This is a genomic window from Nigerium massiliense, assembly GCF_000826085.1.
GTDB classification, from domain to species: domain Bacteria; phylum Actinomycetota; class Actinomycetes; order Propionibacteriales; family Propionibacteriaceae; genus Propioniciclava; species Propioniciclava massiliense.
The window spans coordinates 640,778-657,137 of sequence record NZ_CCYM01000003.1 but is presented as its reverse complement, the minus strand read 5'-3'; the positions used below and the strand labels follow the sequence as shown (position 1 = coordinate 657,137).

Annotated in this window: 18 protein-coding genes; 12 read left to right on the top strand and 6 right to left on the bottom strand. The window is 72.5% G+C overall.

The window, feature by feature from the left end; translation table 11 throughout:
* The first annotated feature begins 130 nt into the window (after positions 1–130).
* Positions 131–1,795 carry an MFS transporter gene (locus tag BN1187_RS09475; RefSeq protein ID WP_040161146.1) on the top strand — a complete coding sequence of 555 codons (1,665 nt, stop codon included), beginning with the start codon at positions 131–133 and terminating at the stop codon, positions 1,793–1,795.
* A 12-nt stretch (positions 1,796–1,807) separates the two neighbouring features.
* On the opposite strand, the gene BN1187_RS09470 is transcribed toward BN1187_RS09475, so the two are convergent.
* Positions 1,808–2,602, bottom strand: a complete 795-nt coding sequence (locus BN1187_RS09470) for an isoprenyl transferase (protein WP_040161143.1) — start codon at positions 2,600–2,602, stop codon at positions 1,808–1,810.
* A 74-nt stretch (positions 2,603–2,676) separates the two neighbouring features.
* Between BN1187_RS09470 and larC the strand changes: the two genes are divergently transcribed.
* From larC to BN1187_RS14670, 6 genes are all read left to right on the top strand, one after another.
* Complete coding sequence (gene larC, locus BN1187_RS09465) at positions 2,677–4,143, top strand: nickel pincer cofactor biosynthesis protein LarC (protein ID WP_040161141.1); 1,467 nt, start codon at positions 2,677–2,679, stop codon at positions 4,141–4,143.
* A gap of 117 nt (positions 4,144–4,260) precedes the next feature.
* Positions 4,261–5,121, top strand: coding sequence for an ATP-dependent sacrificial sulfur transferase LarE (gene larE / locus BN1187_RS09460; protein ID WP_040161138.1), 861 nt, complete (start codon positions 4,261–4,263; stop codon positions 5,119–5,121).
* Positions 5,114–5,791: a nickel pincer cofactor biosynthesis protein LarB gene (gene larB, locus BN1187_RS09455; protein WP_040161134.1), complete on the top strand. Its 678-nt coding sequence runs from the start codon at positions 5,114–5,116 to the stop codon at positions 5,789–5,791. The genes larE and larB overlap by 8 nt, the downstream gene beginning before the upstream one ends.
* A gap of 508 nt (positions 5,792–6,299) precedes the next feature.
* A complete protein-coding gene (locus BN1187_RS14680) occupies positions 6,300–6,815 on the top strand; it encodes a glycoside hydrolase family 3 N-terminal domain-containing protein (RefSeq protein WP_052462564.1) in 516 nt (171 codons plus the stop codon).
* A gap of 34 nt (positions 6,816–6,849) precedes the next feature.
* On the top strand, positions 6,850–7,206 hold the full coding sequence (locus tag BN1187_RS14675; RefSeq protein ID WP_218184631.1) for a hypothetical protein: 357 nt from the start codon (positions 6,850–6,852) through the stop codon (positions 7,204–7,206).
* Positions 7,179–7,538, top strand: a complete 360-nt coding sequence (locus BN1187_RS14670) for a glycoside hydrolase family 3 C-terminal domain-containing protein (RefSeq protein WP_052462562.1) — start codon at positions 7,179–7,181, stop codon at positions 7,536–7,538. The genes BN1187_RS14675 and BN1187_RS14670 overlap by 28 nt, the downstream gene beginning before the upstream one ends.
* A gap of 82 nt (positions 7,539–7,620) precedes the next feature.
* Here the strand turns inward: BN1187_RS14670 and recO are convergent, their stop codons facing one another.
* Both recO and BN1187_RS09430 read right to left on the bottom strand, forming a co-directional pair.
* Positions 7,621–8,361 (bottom strand): DNA repair protein RecO, encoded by a 741-nt coding sequence (gene recO / locus BN1187_RS09435; protein WP_040161131.1) that lies wholly within the window; start codon positions 8,359–8,361, stop codon positions 7,621–7,623.
* Positions 8,362–8,413: 52 nt separating this feature from the next.
* On the bottom strand, positions 8,414–8,857 hold the full coding sequence (locus BN1187_RS09430) for a Fur family transcriptional regulator (RefSeq protein WP_040161128.1): 444 nt from the start codon (positions 8,855–8,857) through the stop codon (positions 8,414–8,416).
* Positions 8,858–8,931: 74 nt separating this feature from the next.
* On the opposite strand from BN1187_RS09430, the gene BN1187_RS09425 reads away from it, so the two are divergent.
* Positions 8,932–9,243, top strand: coding sequence for an antibiotic biosynthesis monooxygenase family protein (locus BN1187_RS09425; RefSeq protein ID WP_040161126.1), 312 nt, complete (start codon positions 8,932–8,934; stop codon positions 9,241–9,243).
* 48 nt (positions 9,244–9,291) lie between these two features.
* Here the strand turns inward: BN1187_RS09425 and BN1187_RS14065 are convergent, their stop codons facing one another.
* A complete protein-coding gene (locus BN1187_RS14065; protein ID WP_040161124.1) occupies positions 9,292–10,071 on the bottom strand; it encodes a DUF2510 domain-containing protein in 780 nt (259 codons plus the stop codon).
* 91 nt (positions 10,072–10,162) lie between these two features.
* Between BN1187_RS14065 and dusB the strand changes: the two genes are divergently transcribed.
* A complete protein-coding gene (gene dusB, locus BN1187_RS09415; protein WP_052462561.1) occupies positions 10,163–11,305 on the top strand; it encodes a tRNA dihydrouridine synthase DusB in 1,143 nt (380 codons plus the stop codon).
* 42 nt (positions 11,306–11,347) lie between these two features.
* Here dusB and BN1187_RS09410 read toward each other — a convergent pair whose 3' ends face one another.
* Positions 11,348–12,274 carry a DUF308 domain-containing protein gene (locus tag BN1187_RS09410; protein ID WP_052462560.1) on the bottom strand — a complete coding sequence of 309 codons (927 nt, stop codon included), beginning with the start codon at positions 12,272–12,274 and terminating at the stop codon, positions 11,348–11,350.
* Positions 12,275–12,423: 149 nt separating this feature from the next.
* Here BN1187_RS09410 and BN1187_RS09405 point away from each other — a divergent pair, with 149 nt between their 5' ends.
* On the top strand, positions 12,424–13,497 hold the full coding sequence (locus tag BN1187_RS09405; protein WP_052462757.1) for an HD domain-containing protein: 1,074 nt from the start codon (positions 12,424–12,426) through the stop codon (positions 13,495–13,497).
* 71 nt (positions 13,498–13,568) lie between these two features.
* Positions 13,569–14,399: a MerR family DNA-binding transcriptional regulator gene (locus BN1187_RS09400; protein WP_052462559.1), complete on the top strand. Its 831-nt coding sequence runs from the start codon at positions 13,569–13,571 to the stop codon at positions 14,397–14,399.
* Positions 14,400–14,416: 17 nt separating this feature from the next.
* Here BN1187_RS09400 and BN1187_RS09395 read toward each other — a convergent pair whose 3' ends face one another.
* A complete protein-coding gene (locus BN1187_RS09395) occupies positions 14,417–15,139 on the bottom strand; it encodes an ABC transporter permease (RefSeq protein ID WP_040162841.1) in 723 nt (240 codons plus the stop codon).
* A gap of 235 nt (positions 15,140–15,374) precedes the next feature.
* Between BN1187_RS09395 and BN1187_RS09390 the strand changes: the two genes are divergently transcribed.
* Complete coding sequence (locus tag BN1187_RS09390) at positions 15,375–16,355, top strand: hypothetical protein (RefSeq protein ID WP_040161118.1); 981 nt, start codon at positions 15,375–15,377, stop codon at positions 16,353–16,355.
* The last annotated feature ends 5 nt before the right edge of the window (positions 16,356–16,360 follow it).

The following is a 16,360-nucleotide window of genomic DNA, read 5'->3' as shown; positions in this document are numbered from 1 at the left end:
ACCGGACGCCCAAGCGCGGTCGGCCCGGTGCCGCCGACCGGCCGGCCGCGCCGTCGCACCGGGGACTGCGCCGGGATCTATAGTCTCTTCGGCGCTCGGGCGGACCGGGCGTCGGTCAGGAGCGTTGATCATGGCGAGTGTTCCAGCCCCCGAGACCGGCGGCGGTCGCGAGACCGCCCCCGCAGTCACGGCTCCGCACCGCTGGAGGGCGCTGGGCGCCCTCGCCGCAGGGCTGGCCATGATCGTCCTGGACGGCACGATCGTCGGCGTCGCGCTGCCGACGATCATCCGCGACCTGCGCCTCGGGTTGAACCAGGCGCAGTGGGTCAACGCGCTGTACTCGATGATCTTCGCGGCGCTGCTGCTGGCGTCCGGCCGCATCAGCGACCGCATCGGACGCCGCCGCCAGTTCATCGCCGGCGTCGCCGTGTTCGCGCTGGGCAGCCTGCTCGCCGGGCTGGCGTCCGGGGCGGGGCTGTTGATCGCGGCGCGGGCCGTCCAGGGCGTCGGCGGAGCCATGGTGCTGCCCACGACGATCTCGACGGTCAACGCGACCTTCCGGGGACGGGACCGGGCCGCGGCGTTCGGCGTCTGGGGAGCGGTGATGTCCGGATCGGCGGCGATCGGGCCGCTGCTGGGCGGCGTGCTGACGACCTGGGCGTCCTGGCCGTGGATCTTCTTCGTGAACGTCCCGGTCGCCGTGCTCGTCATCGCCGCCGCGCTCGCCTGGGTGCCGGAGTCGCGCGGCCGCGACGACCGTGCTGGCTACGACGTGCTGGGCCTGCTGCTCAGCGCGGCCGGGATGGGCCTGATCGTCTTCGGCCTGATCGAGGGCTCGCAACTGGGCTGGTGGACGCCGCGGGAGGACCTGGTGGCGGGCCCGTTCGTCTGGACGGCCACGGCGCCGGTCTCGGCCGCGCCGGTCGCGCTGATCCTGGGGGCGGTGCTGTTCGCGCTGTTCCTGGGGTGGGAGGCGCGGACGGCCCGGCGCGGCAGGGCGGTGATCCTCGACCTCGCGCTGTTCTCGGTGCCGACGTTCTCGTGGGGCGTCGTCGCGGCCGCGATGGTGGCGGTGGGGGAGTTCGGGCTGGTCTTCGTGATGCCGCTGTATCTCGTCTTCGTCACCGGCCTGGACCCGATGGGCGCGGGCCTCGTGCTCGCCGCGATGGCGATCGGCGCGTTCCTCTCGGGAGCGGCCGCCCGGCACGTCGCCGCGCGGTTCGGGGCGCCCCGCACGGTGGTCCTCGGCCTGGCGCTCGAGGTCGTCGGCACCGCGTTCACGGCGTTGGTTCTCGGACCGGGGACGTCCCCGACCCTGGTCGCCGCGACGATGGCGGTCTACGGCTTCGGCCTGGGCTTGGCGTCCGCGCAACTGACCTCGACCGTGATGGTGGGGGTGCCGGTCGAGCAGTCGGGGTCGGCGTCGGCGACGCAGAGCACGGTGCGGCAGGTGGGTTCGGCGCTGGGCACCGCGTTGGCCGGGACGGCGCTGGCCGTCGGGTTGGCCGCACGGGTGCCCGCGCGGGTCGCCGCCGTGTCCGGTCTCGACCCCGAGGCGGCCCGCGAGGTCGTCGGCGGGACGATCGGCTCGGCCGGCGGGCTCATCCCGGCGCTCCGCGCGCAGGGCGCGGCCGGTCCGTTCGGCGTCCGGACGCCCGAGGTGGTGGACGCCCTGGCCCGCGGCTTCTCCGATGCCGCCAGCGGGTCGCTGTGGGTGGCGACGGCGTTCCTGGCGCTGGGACTGCTCGCGTCCTTCCGGGTGGCCGCGGCGGCGAAGGCGCTGCCCGGCGACTGAGCCCCCTTCGCGTTAGCGCTCGTCCTCCGCGACGGGGTTCGGGACGGCGCCGCCGTAGCGGCGGTCGCGTCCGGCGTAGATCTCGATGGCCCGCCACAGGTCGCGGCGGTCGAAATCCGGCCAGAGCCGGTCGAGGAAGACGAACTCGGCGTAGGCGGACTGCCACAGCAGGAAGTTCGACGTGCGTTGCTCGCCGGAGCTGCGCAGGAACAGGTCGACGTCGGGGATGTCCGGCTCGTCCAGGTGCCGGCGCAAGGACGCCTCGGTGATGCGGTCGGGGTCGAGCCGGCCCTGCTGGGCCAACCGGGCGATCTCGCGGACGGCGTCCACGATCTCGGCGCGGCCGCCGTAGTTGACGCAGAACTGCAGGGTGAGGGTGTCGTTGTCCTTGCTCATCTCCTCGGCGGTCGTGAGCTCGTTGATCACGCTCTTCCACAGCCGCGGCGTCCGGCCGGCCCAGCGGATGCGGACGCCGAGGTCGTTCAGTTCGTCGCGGCGGCGGTGGATGACGTCGCGGTTGAAGCCCATGAGGTAGCGCACCTCGTCGGGGCTGCGGCGCCAGTTCTCGGTGCTGAACGCGTACGCCGACAGGTACTTCACGCCGACCTCGATCGCGCCGTGGATGACGTCGAGCAGGGACGCCTCCCCGCGCGCGTGACCCTCGGTGCGCGGTAGCCCGCGCTGCTTGGCCCAGCGGCCGTTGCCGTCCATCACGATCGCGACGTGCTGCGGGAGGAACTTCGCCGGGATCTGCGGCGGGCGCGCACCGCTGGGGTGCGGGGTCGGGGGCACTGGGCGCTTCGGCATGCCCGGAAGCCTAGTGGGCGCCGTGTGCCGGGACGGCGGCCCGCGGCGGGCGGCGGGGTTGAAACAATGGGCGCATGCACGCGTGGTTCGACATCTCCGCCGGGGTCGCCGGCGACATGCTCCTCGGCTCCCTGCTGGACGCCGGCGCCGACGCCGCGGCCGTCCAGCGGGCGATCGACGCCGTCGCTCCGGGGTCGGTCCGGCTCGACCGGGAGGACGCCGTCCGCGGCGGCCAGCGCGGCACGAAGGCGCGGGTGCGCGTCCTGGTCGACGATCCGCCGCATCGCAGCTGGGCGAGCATCCGGGCGAGGTTGGCCGACGCAGACCTGAGCGAGGAGACGCGGGCGCGCGCGCTCGCCGCGTTCGGGCGCCTTGCGGCCGCCGAGGGCCGCGTGCACGGCGTCGATCCGGGCACGGTGCATTTCCACGAGGTGGGCGCGCTGGACTCCATGGCCGACGTCGTCGGGACGTGTGAGGCGCTGCGCACCCTCGGCGTCACGAGCGTGTCCGCGTCCCCGGTGCGGCTGGGCTCCGGACGCGTCCGTGCCGCCCACGGCGACATTCCGGTCCCGGTGCCGGCCGTCGCCGAGCTGGCGCTGGGGTGGCAGGTCTGCGCCACCCCTGAGCAGGACGCCCCGGGGCACCACCACCACGAGCACGGGCATGACCACGGCGACCGCGATCACACCCATGACCACGGCGGCCACGAGCACGCGCATGACCACGGCGACCACGATCACGCGCACGACCACGAGGGCCACGTGCACGCCTCGCAGCACGACACCCCGGCGCAGGTCACCACGGAGGGCAGCGTGGGAGAGCTGGCGACGCCGACGGGGCTCGCGCTGATCCGCGCGCTCGCGGGGCGCTGCGAGCCCATGCCCGCCCTGACGCTCGAGCGCGTCGGCATCGGCGCGGGCAGCAAGGACTTCGCAGGTTGGCCCAACGTCGTCCGGGTCATGATCGGCTCGCCGGTGGACGGGTCGGCCGCGCCGGGCTCGCAGGTCGCCGACGGGGGCCCTGCCGTCGAGGCGAGCCGCGAGGAGCCCGCCACCGAGGTGGCCGAGCTGCAGGCCAACGTCGACGACCTCGACCCGCGCCTGTGGCCGTCCGTGCTGGACGACTGCCTCGCCGCGGGGGCGCTGGACGCCTGGCTCGCCCCCATCCACATGAAGAGGGGCCGCCCCGCCTTCACCCTGCACGCGCTCGCCCCGCGCTCGGCGGCGGACGCCGTCGCGGACGTCATGCTGACCCGCACGTCCACGCTGGGCGTCCGCGAGGTGCTCACGCGACGCCGCGTGCTCGATCGCGGGTTCCTCACGCTGGAGCTCGACGGCGTCCCGCTGACGGTCAAGGTCGGGTCCCGCGGGGGGATCATCGTCCACGCGGCGGCGGAGTTCTCCTCGCTGGTGTCGGTGGCCGAGGCGGGGGGACGCCCGCTGAGCGACGTCACCCAGCGCGCGACCGGCGCGATCGTGGCCGCGGGGCTCGTCGCCGGGAACCCGGTCCCGGCCGAGGCGGCCCAGGAACGACGCGCCTGATCCGGCCGCCGTCCACGGCCAGCGCCGCGTCCTCATCGGCGACGCCCGCGCGGTCCAGGACGCCCGTGGTGCGCGGGGAGCTCCGGGTTAGACTCGCGCCCAGACCCAAGGAGCACTGTGACCACGGACGTGACCTTTACAGACCTCACCGGAACCGAGCTCGACGACGCGCGCGCGATCGAGCGCGCCCTGCGCGGGTGCGGACGCCTCGGGGTCGCGTTCTCGGGGGGCGTCGACTCCGCGGTGTTGCTGGCGGTGGCCGTCCGGGCGCTCGGCCCGGAGCAGGTGGTGGCCCTGCTGGCGGTGTCCCCGTCGCTGGCCCGCGACGAGCTCGCGATCGCCCGCGCGGTGGCCGCGCAGGCCGGCGCCCGGCTGATCGAGTTCGAGACGTTCGAGGGCGAGCGCGCCGACTACCGGGCCAACGGGGCCGACCGCTGCTACCACTGCAAGACGGAGTTGTTCGAGCGCATCGACGACCACATCGTCGCCGAGCAGGGCCTGGACGCGGTCGCCTACGGCGAGAACGCCGACGACGCCGTCGCTCCCGACCGGCCCGGAGCCCGCGCCGCCACCGAGCACGCGGTGCTCCGCCCGCTCGCCGAGGCCGGCGTCACGAAGGACCGCGTCCGCGCCCTCGCCCGCGCGCTGGGGCTGTCGGTCGCCGACAAGCCGGCGGCGCCCTGCCTGGCCTCCCGCATCCCGCACGGCCAGGCGGTCACCCCCGAGAAGCTGCGAGAGATCGACGAGGCCGAGCACGCCCTGCGCGTCCTCGGGTTCAGCGACGCGCGCGTCCGGCACCACGGCGACATCGCCCGGGTCGAGGTGCCGCTGGCCGAGCTGTCCCGCTTCGCCGACGACGGCGTCCGGCAGCAGGCGCTCAGGGCCATCAAGGCAGCGGGTTTCGGGCATGTCACCGTCGACCTCGCGGGCCTGCAGTCGGGGCTGTTCACCCTGCAGGTGGTCGGCAAGCGTGGCTGACGAGATCGCCGACCTCGACTTCGACCGGGCCCACCGCCGGGGCTATCCCGAGGCCGTCTTCTGCGAGGGCAAGTCGCCCGAGCAGGTGCGCGTCATCGCCGAGCGCGTCCGCGACCACGCGTGGGACGGGCCCGGTGCGCGCCCCGTCACGCTGTTCACCCGTGCGGACGCCGACCGTGCCGCCGCCGTCCTGGGCGTCCTGCCGGACGCCTTCCACGACCCGGACGCCCACCTGCTGGCCTGGCCCGCCGAGCCGCCGGAGCCGTCCGGCGAGCTGGTGGTCGTCGCGTGCGCCGGGACGTCCGACCTGCCTGTCGCGCGAGAGGCGCTCCACACGGCGCGCTATCTCGGACGCCGCGCCGAGCTCGTCGTGGACGTCGGCATCGCCGGGCTGCACCGCACGCTGAGCCGGCTCGACATCCTACGCGCCGCCGGCGCCGTGGTCGTCGTCGCCGGCATGGACGGCGCGCTGCCCGGCCTGATCGCCGGACTCGTGGCGGCGCCCGTCGTGGCGGTCCCGACCTCGGTCGGCTACGGTGCTGCGTTCGGCGGGCTGGCGCCGCTGCTGACGATGCTCAACGCCTGCGCCCCGGGCGTCGGCGTGGTCAACATCGACAACGGCTACGGCGGGGGTCACCTCGCCGCGCAGATCACGGCGCCGCGCGGCTGAGCCGAGGGGCTGCACATGCGTCCGTCGGGACGCAGATCCGTTCATGCGGGCCCGGCTATCTGTGCGGGCCGCTAGCGTGCGGACAACCGTTCACCTCCCGTGCACCGCTGCCCGAGGTGTCGGAACCCCTCCCTCCACCCGCGAGGACCACTCATGAACCATTACGCATCGAGGCGACCCCTCTTGCAGGTCGCCGGGCTCGGCGCCGTGTGCCGGACCCTCGCGCTATCGGCGGCCTCGCCCGCCGCGGCGACCGGCCCGATCCAGCCCGCCGCCGCACCGTCGCAGGCGGGGCCGCAGGCCGCTCCGGACCACCGTGGCGGTCATCACCGCGGCAAGCGCGTCAAGCAGGCGACCATCGACGCCCGCGCGAAGGACACCATCCGGCAGGGCCGGTACCGGTTCAAGGACCTCAACGACAACGGCGCGGCGCTCGGGAAGCAGGCGCAGCGCACCGGCAAGGCGACCGACGGCGACATGTCTGAACGCGAACATCATCGGCACGCTGGTGAAGACCCTGCAGGGCCCGGTCGACAAGAGCGGGGTCTCGCTGACGCCGAAGAGCGACGTCGCGCTGACCGTCAAGCATTTCCCGGGCGGCGGCCCGCAGGAACTCGGCCTCGACCCGCACTACTCGTTCGGCAAGACCCAGGTCTACCCGGGCGGCAACTTCGGAGGCCACCTCAAGCCGTTCGAGGCGGCCATCGCCGCGAGCGTGAGCTCGATCATGCCGTACTACGGCGTCCCGGTGAACGTGACCTACAAGGGGGTCAGCTACGAGCAGACCGGCAAGGCGTTCAGCAAGCAGATCGTCACCGACCTGCTGCGCGGCGAGCTCGGCTTCCGCGGCTACGTGAACTCCGACACCGGCATCATCAACGATCGCGCCTGGGGGGAGAAGAAGACCGTCCCCGAGCGGGTCGCCGCGGCGGTCAAGGGCGGCTCCGACACGCTGTCGGGCTTCCACGACGTGGCCACGATCACGTCGCTGACGTCGTCCGGTCACCCAGGCGCGCATCGATGAGTCGGCCAAGCGGCTGCTGACCCCGATGTTCCAGATGGGGCTGTTCGAGAACCCGTACGTCAGCGGCGCCAAGGCCGAGCGGGTGGTGGGCAGCGCGAAGTCCGCCGCGGTCGGCATGGACGCGCAGCGGGCGTCCCAGGTGCTGCTGCAGAACCGCACCGACAAGGCCGGGCGCGCGACCCTGCCGATGAAGGCCGGCGCGACCGTGTACGTGCTGGGCAACATCAAGGCCGAGTCCGTCGCGCAGTACGGCTACAAGGTGATCGACGGGAACGCGAGCCCGCGGCCGTCCGCCAAGGGCGCCGACTACGTCCTCGTGAACATGTCGGCGACGACGAACCCTGAGGCCACCACTTCACCGGCATGGCCAAGTCGAAGAGCTGGAAGGTGATGCCGTCCCTCGACGTCGTGCAGAAGGCGATGGCCGAGGTGGGCGAGCCGAAGAAGGTCGTGCTGTCGGTCTACTTCCGCCAGCCCTACGTCCTGGACGACGCGTCCGGGCTGAAGAACGCCGGCGCGATCGTGGCGAACTTCGGGGCGTCCGACACCGCGATGCTGGACGTCCTGTCCGGCAGGTACGCCCCGACCGGACGCCTGCCCTTCGCCCTGCCGAAGACGCGCGCGGCCGTCGAGGAGCAGTACCCCGACCTTCCCGGCTACGCCGAGACCAAGGACGGCGCACTGTACGAGTACGGCTTCGGGCTGAGGTACGGCAAACGCTGACGTCGATCCCTTCACGGCGTCCCGGCCCTGTGCCGGGGCGCCGTGGTGCGTCCGGGCGCCGGTCGACGGTCCAGCGGGGTCGTCAGTGGTCGACGTAGGACAGCGTGCGCAGGCCCCGTTCCAGGTGCCAGGACACGAACGCCGCCACCAGGCCGGACGTCTGCCGGCGCACCTGGGGACCCACGTCCTTGGTCGCCGGCCAGTCGCCGCTGATCAGGGCGGACAGGTACGCCAGCGCGCCGGGGGCCAGCAACCCCGAGCCGGGTGGGCGGCAGCGGCGGCACACGACGCCGCCCGACGAGGGCGAGAACGACTCGTGCGGCCCCGGCGTCCCGCAGACGGCGCAGTCATCCAAGGTCGGCGCGAACCCCGCCGTCGCGATGGCGCGCAGCAGGTAGGAGTTCATGATCGTGTCGGCGGCGCGCGGGCCGTCCGAGGTGCCGGACGTCAGCGCGTGCAGCGCCCCGACGAGCAGACGGAACTGCTGCAGCGACGGCTGGTGCTCCTCGGAGACCAGCCGGTCTGCGGTCTCCAGCATGACCTCGCCGGTGGTGTAGCGCCCGTAGTCGGCGCTGAGCGGCTCGGAGTAGGGGTGCAGCGTGGCGACCTCGGTGATGACATCGAGCGAGCGCCCTGTGGCGAACTGGACGTCGACGTGGCTGAACGGCTCCAGCCGGGCCCCGAACTTCGACGAGGTCCGCCGGACGCCGCGGGCGACGGCCCGCACTTTGCCGTGATGCCGAGAGAGCACGGTGATGATGCGGTCGGCTTCGCCCAGCTTGTGGGTGCGCAGCACGACGGCTTCGTCACGGTAGGTCGGCATGGCGTCCATTCTCCCACCGCGGGTCGACGCGGCGGCGGTGCCGCGCCCCGGCTCAGCGCTGGGCGTCCCCCGGCGCCCGGCCCCCGGCCGCCACATCGGTCCCGGCGTGGTCGGCGCACAGCCCGAACAACTCCACCTCGTGGTCGACGGCGGTGAAGCCGTGCTCAGCGGCGACGCGCGCCACCGTCTCCTCGAAGTTGGGGAACTCGACCTCGACGGTGTGCCCGCACGCGCGGCAGATGAGGTGGTGGTGATGGTGGCCGGCGCAGTGGCGGTAGGCCGATTGGCCGTCGGGGGTGCGGACGACGTCGAGCTCGCCGTCGTCCGCCATCGCCTGCAGGTTGCGGTACACGGTGGCCAGGCCCACGCTCTCGCCCTGGTGGCGCAGCAGGTCGTGGACCTCCTGGGCTGTGTGGAACTCGTCGAGACCGACCATCAGCGCGGAGACCGCGCTGCGCTGGCGGGTGGCCCGCCGCGGCCCCGGTGTCGACGTCATGGACCGATGTATACCCCCGCGCGTGGAGGCGGGGCAAGGAGCGAACCACCGGGCCCGGCGCCTAGACTGCCGGCGTGCTGGTGATCAACCGTTTCCGCATCCCACCCGCGGTGGCCGCAGATTTCCTGGCGCGCGCCGAGGTCGCCTCGCAATTCTTTCGCGGCCGTCCGGGCTGCCTGAGTGTCGACGTCGTCCAGAACCTCGACGAACCGGAGCTGTGGGCCCTGGTCTCACGCTGGGAGGACGTCGGCTCCTACCGTCGCGCGTTCAACGGGTACGACGCGAAGCTGGCGCTGGTCCCGCTGCTGAACGACGCTGTGGACGAGCCGAGCGCCTACGACGTCTCGGAGCGTGTCGGAGTCAACGTTCCCCGGGACCGCGACTGACGTCCCTCAGTTCGCCGGGAACACCACGCTGGGCGCGGCCGACGCCGCTCAGCGCACTTTGAGCGAGTGCCAGATCGCCTTCACGTCCGACGTGGACTGGGGGTCGTTGATCGTCGAGACGGTCATCACGGCGCTGAGCCGACCGTCGGGACGCTCCAGCACCACGATCTCGACGTTGTCGCCGGGGAACTCGAAGCCGGGCACGAGCAGTTGCCCGGTGAGGCGTCGGCCCTGGCGTCCGCCGATGGTCACCGGCTCGTCGGTCTGGAGGTGAGCCTGCGGGTTCAGGTCCTCGTAGTTCGTCTGCAGGTTCCAATCCCACAGCTGCTGGGCGGCCTCACGCGGCGACACGTCGGTGGATACGTCGACCGTTCCGGCGAGCGCCATGGCCATCCATTCGGGGGAGACCGCGTGTCCCCGGCCACCGCCGCAGGTGGCCCAGTCGGCGGGACGCATGATGTCCCAGGTCGCCGGCACCGTGATCTGGACGACGCCGTCATCGATCGTCGACCTGGATCTGGCGCTCGGGCAGGCGACGCCGCCGTCGGGCACCGCGGGGGATTCGGTCGGGGTGGTCGTGTTCTGCGACCCGGGGGCGGGGACGAATCCGGTCAGCACGCCGCCGCCCACCATCATCAGGACGACCAGGACGGCGGCGATCAGCCACAGCCACCACCCGTGCCGCTTGGCCGGGGGCGCGTCGGCCGCTGTGTCGTCGGAGGAGAATTGAGGGTGCGGGGCGGTCTGCGCGGTCCAGCCGGCGCCGTCCCAGTAGCGCAGCCGACCCGGAGTCCCGTCGGGGTCGTCGTACCACCCAGGCTGTGCCATCCCACGTCCCTTTCCGCGTGAACGGGGCCAGTCTAAGGCGGCGTCCCGGTACGCCGGTGACGTAGGGTGGGACGCCGAAAAGGAGGCTTGGATGTCGTTGAGGTTGAGCGCCCCGTCGCGCCCGGACGCGGTGGTGAGCGAGGCGCCCGTGGTGCTGGCCCCGATGGCGGGCATCACGAACCCGGCGTACCGGCAGCTGTGCCTCGAGCAGGGCGCGGGCCTCTACGTCTGCGAGATGATCACCTCGCGCGGCATCGTCGAGCGCATCCCGAAGACCTTCGACATGCTGCGGTTCGCCCCCAACGAGACCACCCGCTCGGTGCAGCTCTACGGCGTGGACGCCGACGTGATGGCGAAGGCCGCCACGATCCTGTGCGAGGAGTTCGGCGTCCACCACATCGACCTCAACTTCGGTTGCCCGGTGCCGAAGGTCACGCGGCGCGGTGGCGGCGGGGTGCTGCCCTGGAAGCGCGATCGCCTCGCGGCCATCCTCGCGGCGACGGTGAAGGCGGCCGACGCGTACGGCGTCCCGGTCACGATGAAGACGCGCATGGGCATCGACGACGACCACCTCACCTACCTCGACGCCGGACGCATCGCGCAGGACGCGGGCGTGGCCGCGATCGCGCTGCACGGCCGCACCGTCAAGCAGGCCTACTCGGGCCTCGCGCACTGGGACGCGGTCGCCAAGCTCGTCGACGCCGTCGACATTCCGGTGTTGGGCAACGGCGACATCTGGGAGGCGTCCGACGCGCTGCGGATGGTCGAGCAGACCGGCTGCGCCGGCGTCGTCATCGGACGCGGCTGCCTGGGCCGCCCCTGGCTCTTCCGCGACCTCGCGGACGCCTTCGCGGGCCGCGCCACGACGCATCTGCCGACGCTCGGCGAGGTGGCGGCGATGGTGCGGCGGCACGCGGTGCTGCTGGCCGAGCTGCAGGGGGAGCGTTGGGGGCTCACCGACCTGCGCAAGCACATGGCCTGGTACTTCAAGGGGTTTCCGGTCGGCGGCGACATCCGGCGCAACCTGGGGCTCGTCTCCAGCCTGGCCGACCTGGACGCGCAGCTGGAGCGCCTCGACCCGGACGTCCCGTTCCCCGTCGAGGCTCTGGGCGAGCCGCGCGGACGCCAGGGGACCCCGCGCGAGCGGGTCATCTGTCCGCAGGGCTGGCTGGACACACGGGAACTCGGCGACGAAGACCTTTCCGCCGCCGAGTCCGATGTCTCGGGCGGCTGACCGGCGTCCTCGGTGAAGCGGCCGGTCAGCCCCCGTCGCTGATCAGCGGATCGCCTCGATCGCGGGCAGCATGCCCATCGTCATCAAGATGATGCCGATGATCGGGGCGGCGACGCCGAGCACGATCGTCCAGATGCCGAAGGCGCGCCCGCGCCGCTGCGCGGCGGCGATGATGCCCATGATCCAGCCGACGATGCCGACCACGGAGCTGGCGCCAAGCGTGGTCACCCACGGGGACGCCTGCACCGCGATCTGCTGGATCTGCGGGTTGTTCGGGTCGGGCTGCCGGCCCTGCGCGATCGCGGGATCGATGAGCACCATCTGGCCGGCGACCTGTCCCATGCGGAACGAGGCGAAGGCGAACACGATCGTGCAGATCGCGACGATGAGCAGCGCGATCTTGCCCAGCGTCGAGGGCCGCTCGGCGGGCTGCTGCGGTTGGCTGTAGTACGGATCGTTGGAGCCGTACCCCTGTGCGGGGTAGTCCTGCTGGGGGTAGCCATGCTGGGAGTAGCCCTGGTTGTAGCCCTGCTCGTACCCCTGGTTCGCGTAGCCCTGCTGGTTGTAGCCCTGGTCATACCCCTGGTTGGCATAGCCCTGCTGGTTGTAGCCCTGCTCGTAACCCTGGTTCGCGTAGCCCTGCTGCTCGTAGCCCTGGGCTGGGTACTGCGCGTTGCCGTACTGCTGGTTCTGCCCGTACTGGCCCTGGTTGTACTGTCCCTGCCCGTATTGGCCCTGGTCGTACTGGTTCTGCCCGTACTGTCCCTGCCCGTACTGTCCCTGGTCGTACTGGCCCTGCGGGTACTGCCCGCCCTGGTCGGCCTGCTGCGGCTGGTATTGGTAGGTGCCGTACTCGTGCTGCGACGGGTCGTCGTAGTTGGGGCGGGAGCCGTCGCCTGCGCCCTGGTTCGAGGCCGCGGTCGAGCCGCCGGTGCGGTCGGCGTCGTCGGAGGGGTATCGGTCGGTCATCGGAATGTTCCTCGGGTCGGCGGAAACGGTGGTCTCGTTCATCGTTGCACGGACGCTGGCGGCTACCCGGGAGGACGGCCACGAATTGTTGCCATGATGGGAGCATGACTGACGATCTCGGGGCCCGCGCGAAGGCCTGGGCGCTGACGATGCACGGGCACGCGACGTCCGGCGTCGTCCGCGCCCACGCCGACTCGCGGGCGTCCATCGGCCTGGACGCCCCGCTGGGACGCCTCGCGCGCGAGGAGCGGGAGCGGCTGTTGCTGCGTCCCGGGGCGACCCTGGCCGAGGGAGCGGGACACCGCGCCCGCCCAGAGGAGCCCGACGTTGAGCGCACCTGCTTCGAGCGCGACCGCGACCGCATCGTCCACTCGCCGGCGTTCCGACGGCTGGCGGGCAAGACCCAGGTCGTCGTGTACCCGACCGATCATCAGCGCACCCGGCTGACCCACGCGCTGGAGGTGGCGCAGGTGGCGACGTCCATCGCGCGCGGGGTGGGCGTCAACGTGGCCCTCGCCGACGCGATCGCGCTCGGCCACGACTGCGGGCACGGGCCGGGCGGGCACGCGTCCGAGGAGGCCTTCGACGCGTTCATCCCCGAGGGCTACGACCACGGGCCGTGGGGCGCCGACGTCGTGCTGACCCCGCTGAACCTGTGCGCTGAGACGCTCGACGGCATCCGTAGCCACAGCTGGTCGAGGCCGGCGCCGCTGACGGTGGAGGGCGAGATCGCCTCGTGGGCCGACCGCATCGCCTACTGCGCGCACGACCTTGAGGACGCGGTGCACGCCGGCATTGTGACGCTCGACGAGGTGCCCGAGACGGTGTCCGAGGTCGCGGGGGCGACCCGGCGCGAGCAGTTGGCGACGTTCGTGCGGGCGGTGATCACGACGGTGGCCGAGACCGGCGAGATCGGCATGGATCCGGCGACCGCCAGCGCTCTGGCGGAGTTGCGTCGGTTCAACTATGAGCGCATCTACACCCGCCCGGAGTCGGTGGCGCAGTCGAACGCGGTCATCGAGGTGCTGCGGCAGCTCGTCGAGTTCTACGTCGCGCATCCTGAGCGGCTGCCCGGCTTCGCCGGCGAGACGGACGACGCCTTGGCGCGGCTGGCGGTCGCCTACGTCGGCGGGATGACCGACCGGTTCGCGTTCGACACCGCCGAGGAACTGCTCGGCTGGGACCCCGCGCGGCTGCCCCGCGGCATCGGACGCGGCGCCTGATCGCGCCGCCTTGACCCTCCTGCAAAGGGATGCCCCACCGTGGAATCACCGCCCACGACGAAAGGGATTCCATGTACACCATCGGCCAGTTCGCGCAGCTCACCGGCCTCACGGTCAAGGCGCTGCGGCACTACGGCGCGACGGGGCTGCTCGCGCCCGACCACGTCGACGAGTTCTCCGGGTATCGGTTCTACGCGCCGGGGCAGGTGCGCGACGCGGCGACGCTCTCGCTGCTGCGGACCATGGAGGTGCCGCTCCCGCTCGTTCGAGTGGCGCTCGCGTCGCCGGACCGGCTCGCCGAGATCGTGGACGCCTTCGAGGAAGACCGTCGCGCCCGGCGCGCGCTCGAGGACCGCATCGCAGCCGAGGTTCGCGGCGTCCTTGACGGCTACGACCGGCGCACCGAGGTGGTCTACCGCGATGTCCCCGAGCAGCCCTGGGTGGGGCTGCGCAGCGTCGTCGACATCGCCGAGCCCGACGACGAAGGGGTGGAAGCGTTCAACGAGTCGTTCAACGCGTTCTTTCGGGAGGCCTACGAGAGCGGGCTCGCGCCGCTCGGTCACTGGTGGCTGGAGTTCCAGCAGGCGGAGTCCGAGACCGAGTACGTCACGCTGTCGGGAATCCCTGTCGCGACGCTCCCGGACGCCCCGCTGACCCGGCTTCCCGAGGGCGCGAGCTACGCCCAAGGCGTCGACCCGGCGCGACGCTTGGCGGCAGCGGAGGTTCAGCTGGCCGGGGAGGGCGGCCCCGACATGACCGCGCTGACGAGCGCTCCGCACCCCGCGGTGCTCGCGCTCATCGAGGCGGGGATCGGGGACGACGGGCCGCTGCGCCAGGTGTACACGCCGACGAACGAGGGGATGCGGCTGGAGGTCGTCGGCGTCGCGCCGGACGGCCGCTGACGCGTCGCGCCCTGCGATCAGGCGTGCAGGGACTCGCGCAGGTCGTCCGGGAGGAGCTTGCCGCGCTGCATGAACTGCCTCGCGGCGACGACGGTGATGACCTGGCCGGCCATGATGCCGAACAGCACCAGCAGCTGGGACGCACCGGCCTGGATGGGGGAACCGCCACCCAGCAGGACGCCGATGAACGCGCCCGGAAGCGTCACGAGACCGACGGTGCGGGTCTGGTCGATGTTGGGCAGCAGCGCCTCGCCGAGGACCGGCTGCAGCATGGTGCTCACGGCCAGGCGACGCTCGAAGCCGAGGGACAGCGCGGCCTCGTAGACCGGGATGTTGTCGCGGAGTTCGGCGAAGCAGCGGCGCCCGGCGAGGGTGTGGGCGTTCATCATGTTGCCGGTGATGATGCCGCCGAGAGCCACGAGGGTGAGACCGTTCAGCGGAGCCGCGCCGGTGAGGAAGATGACCAGCATCACCGGGACGATGCCGGCGAGCATGGCCAGAGCGGTCCAGGGCCAGGCGCGGCGGGCGTCCACGCGGCCGGTGGTGGTGAAGACCGCGACCGCGAACATGACGAGGTTGATCGCGAGGCCGCCCCAGATGGTCTGCACGGCGGCGGTGATGACGAGCGAGATCGCCGCCAGCTGCACGATGGCGCGGACGGCGGCGATTCCCTGGGTGCGGGCGAGCCCGAGGCGTCCGACGTGCGAGGCCGCCATGGCCAGCACCACGAGCAGCACCAGGGCCACGGCCAGACCCCATCCGACAACAACCGTCATCGTCCCAACTTCCGCCAAGGCTTACCGAACACTGCGATCTCGGGCGAGATCGCATTCGTCCAGGCTAGGTCCCGTCCCGCATCCCTAGCCAACAATGCAGACGCCAGTTCCACCGGTAACGGTCCTGACGCGCGGGTCACGACTCGTGCCGCGCACTCCAGGGCCGTCCGGCGGACGGGGACGGCTAGGCTCGCGATCCATGACGGATCCCGCGGGCCTGGACGCCGCCGCCGACGAACTCTATGCGATCGATCCCGCCGGCTTCGTGGCGCGGCGCACCGAGCTGGTGAAGCTGGCGCGCGCGGCGAAGGATCGCCCGCTGGCGCAGGCGATCGGGTCGCTGCGGCGTCCGACGCTGGGGGCGTGGTATCTCAACCTGGCCGTCCGCGACCGGCTCACCAGCCTGGTGGCGTTGCTGAAGCTGGCCGACCAGCTCGCCGACGCTCAAGACCAGCGCGACGCCGCACGGCTGAAGCAGCTCACCGCGGAGCGTCCCAGCCTGGAGCGGCGCGTGCTGCGCGACCTGACGGCTCACCTCGCCACCCGCGGCATCAGCACGACACCGGCGGCGCTCGAGGAGGTCCGCACGACGTTGCGGGCCGCCCTCAGCGACCGGGACGCCGCGCAGCAGGTCGCCGCCGGGCGCCTGACCAAGCCCCTTCAGTACGGGACGTTCACCGACGACGACCTGTCGAGCGCGCTCGCCGCGATGCTGGGCGGCGCGGCGACGCCGGGTGCCGCCAGCGGGGACGCCTCGGGCGACGTTGAGGCGCCGGTCGAGCCCGAGGAAGACCGGGACCAGGACAGTCCCGGCGAGCACGTCTCGGACGAAGGTGCGGAAACGGACTCAGCGACCGTGGCCGAGGAGGACGACGAGGAGGAGCGCGAACTCCGCGAGGCCCGGGCGGCGTTCGAGTCCGCGCAGCGGGCACTGGCCCAGGCGTCCGCCAAACGCGACCTCACCACGGCGCGGCGCGACGTGGTCAGGACTGAGGCCGCGCTGAGGTCGGCGCAGACGAAGCAGAAGCGCGCCGAGGCGCGCGTGCGGGAGCTGACCGCCCAGCTCGAGGCCGCGCAGGCGGACGCCTCGGCAGCGGCCGCGGACGCGGCGTCCGCAGGGGAGGTCCTCGCCGACGCGCAGGAGCGGGTGAGCGCGGCCGAGGAACTCCTGAGGGACTGACCCGC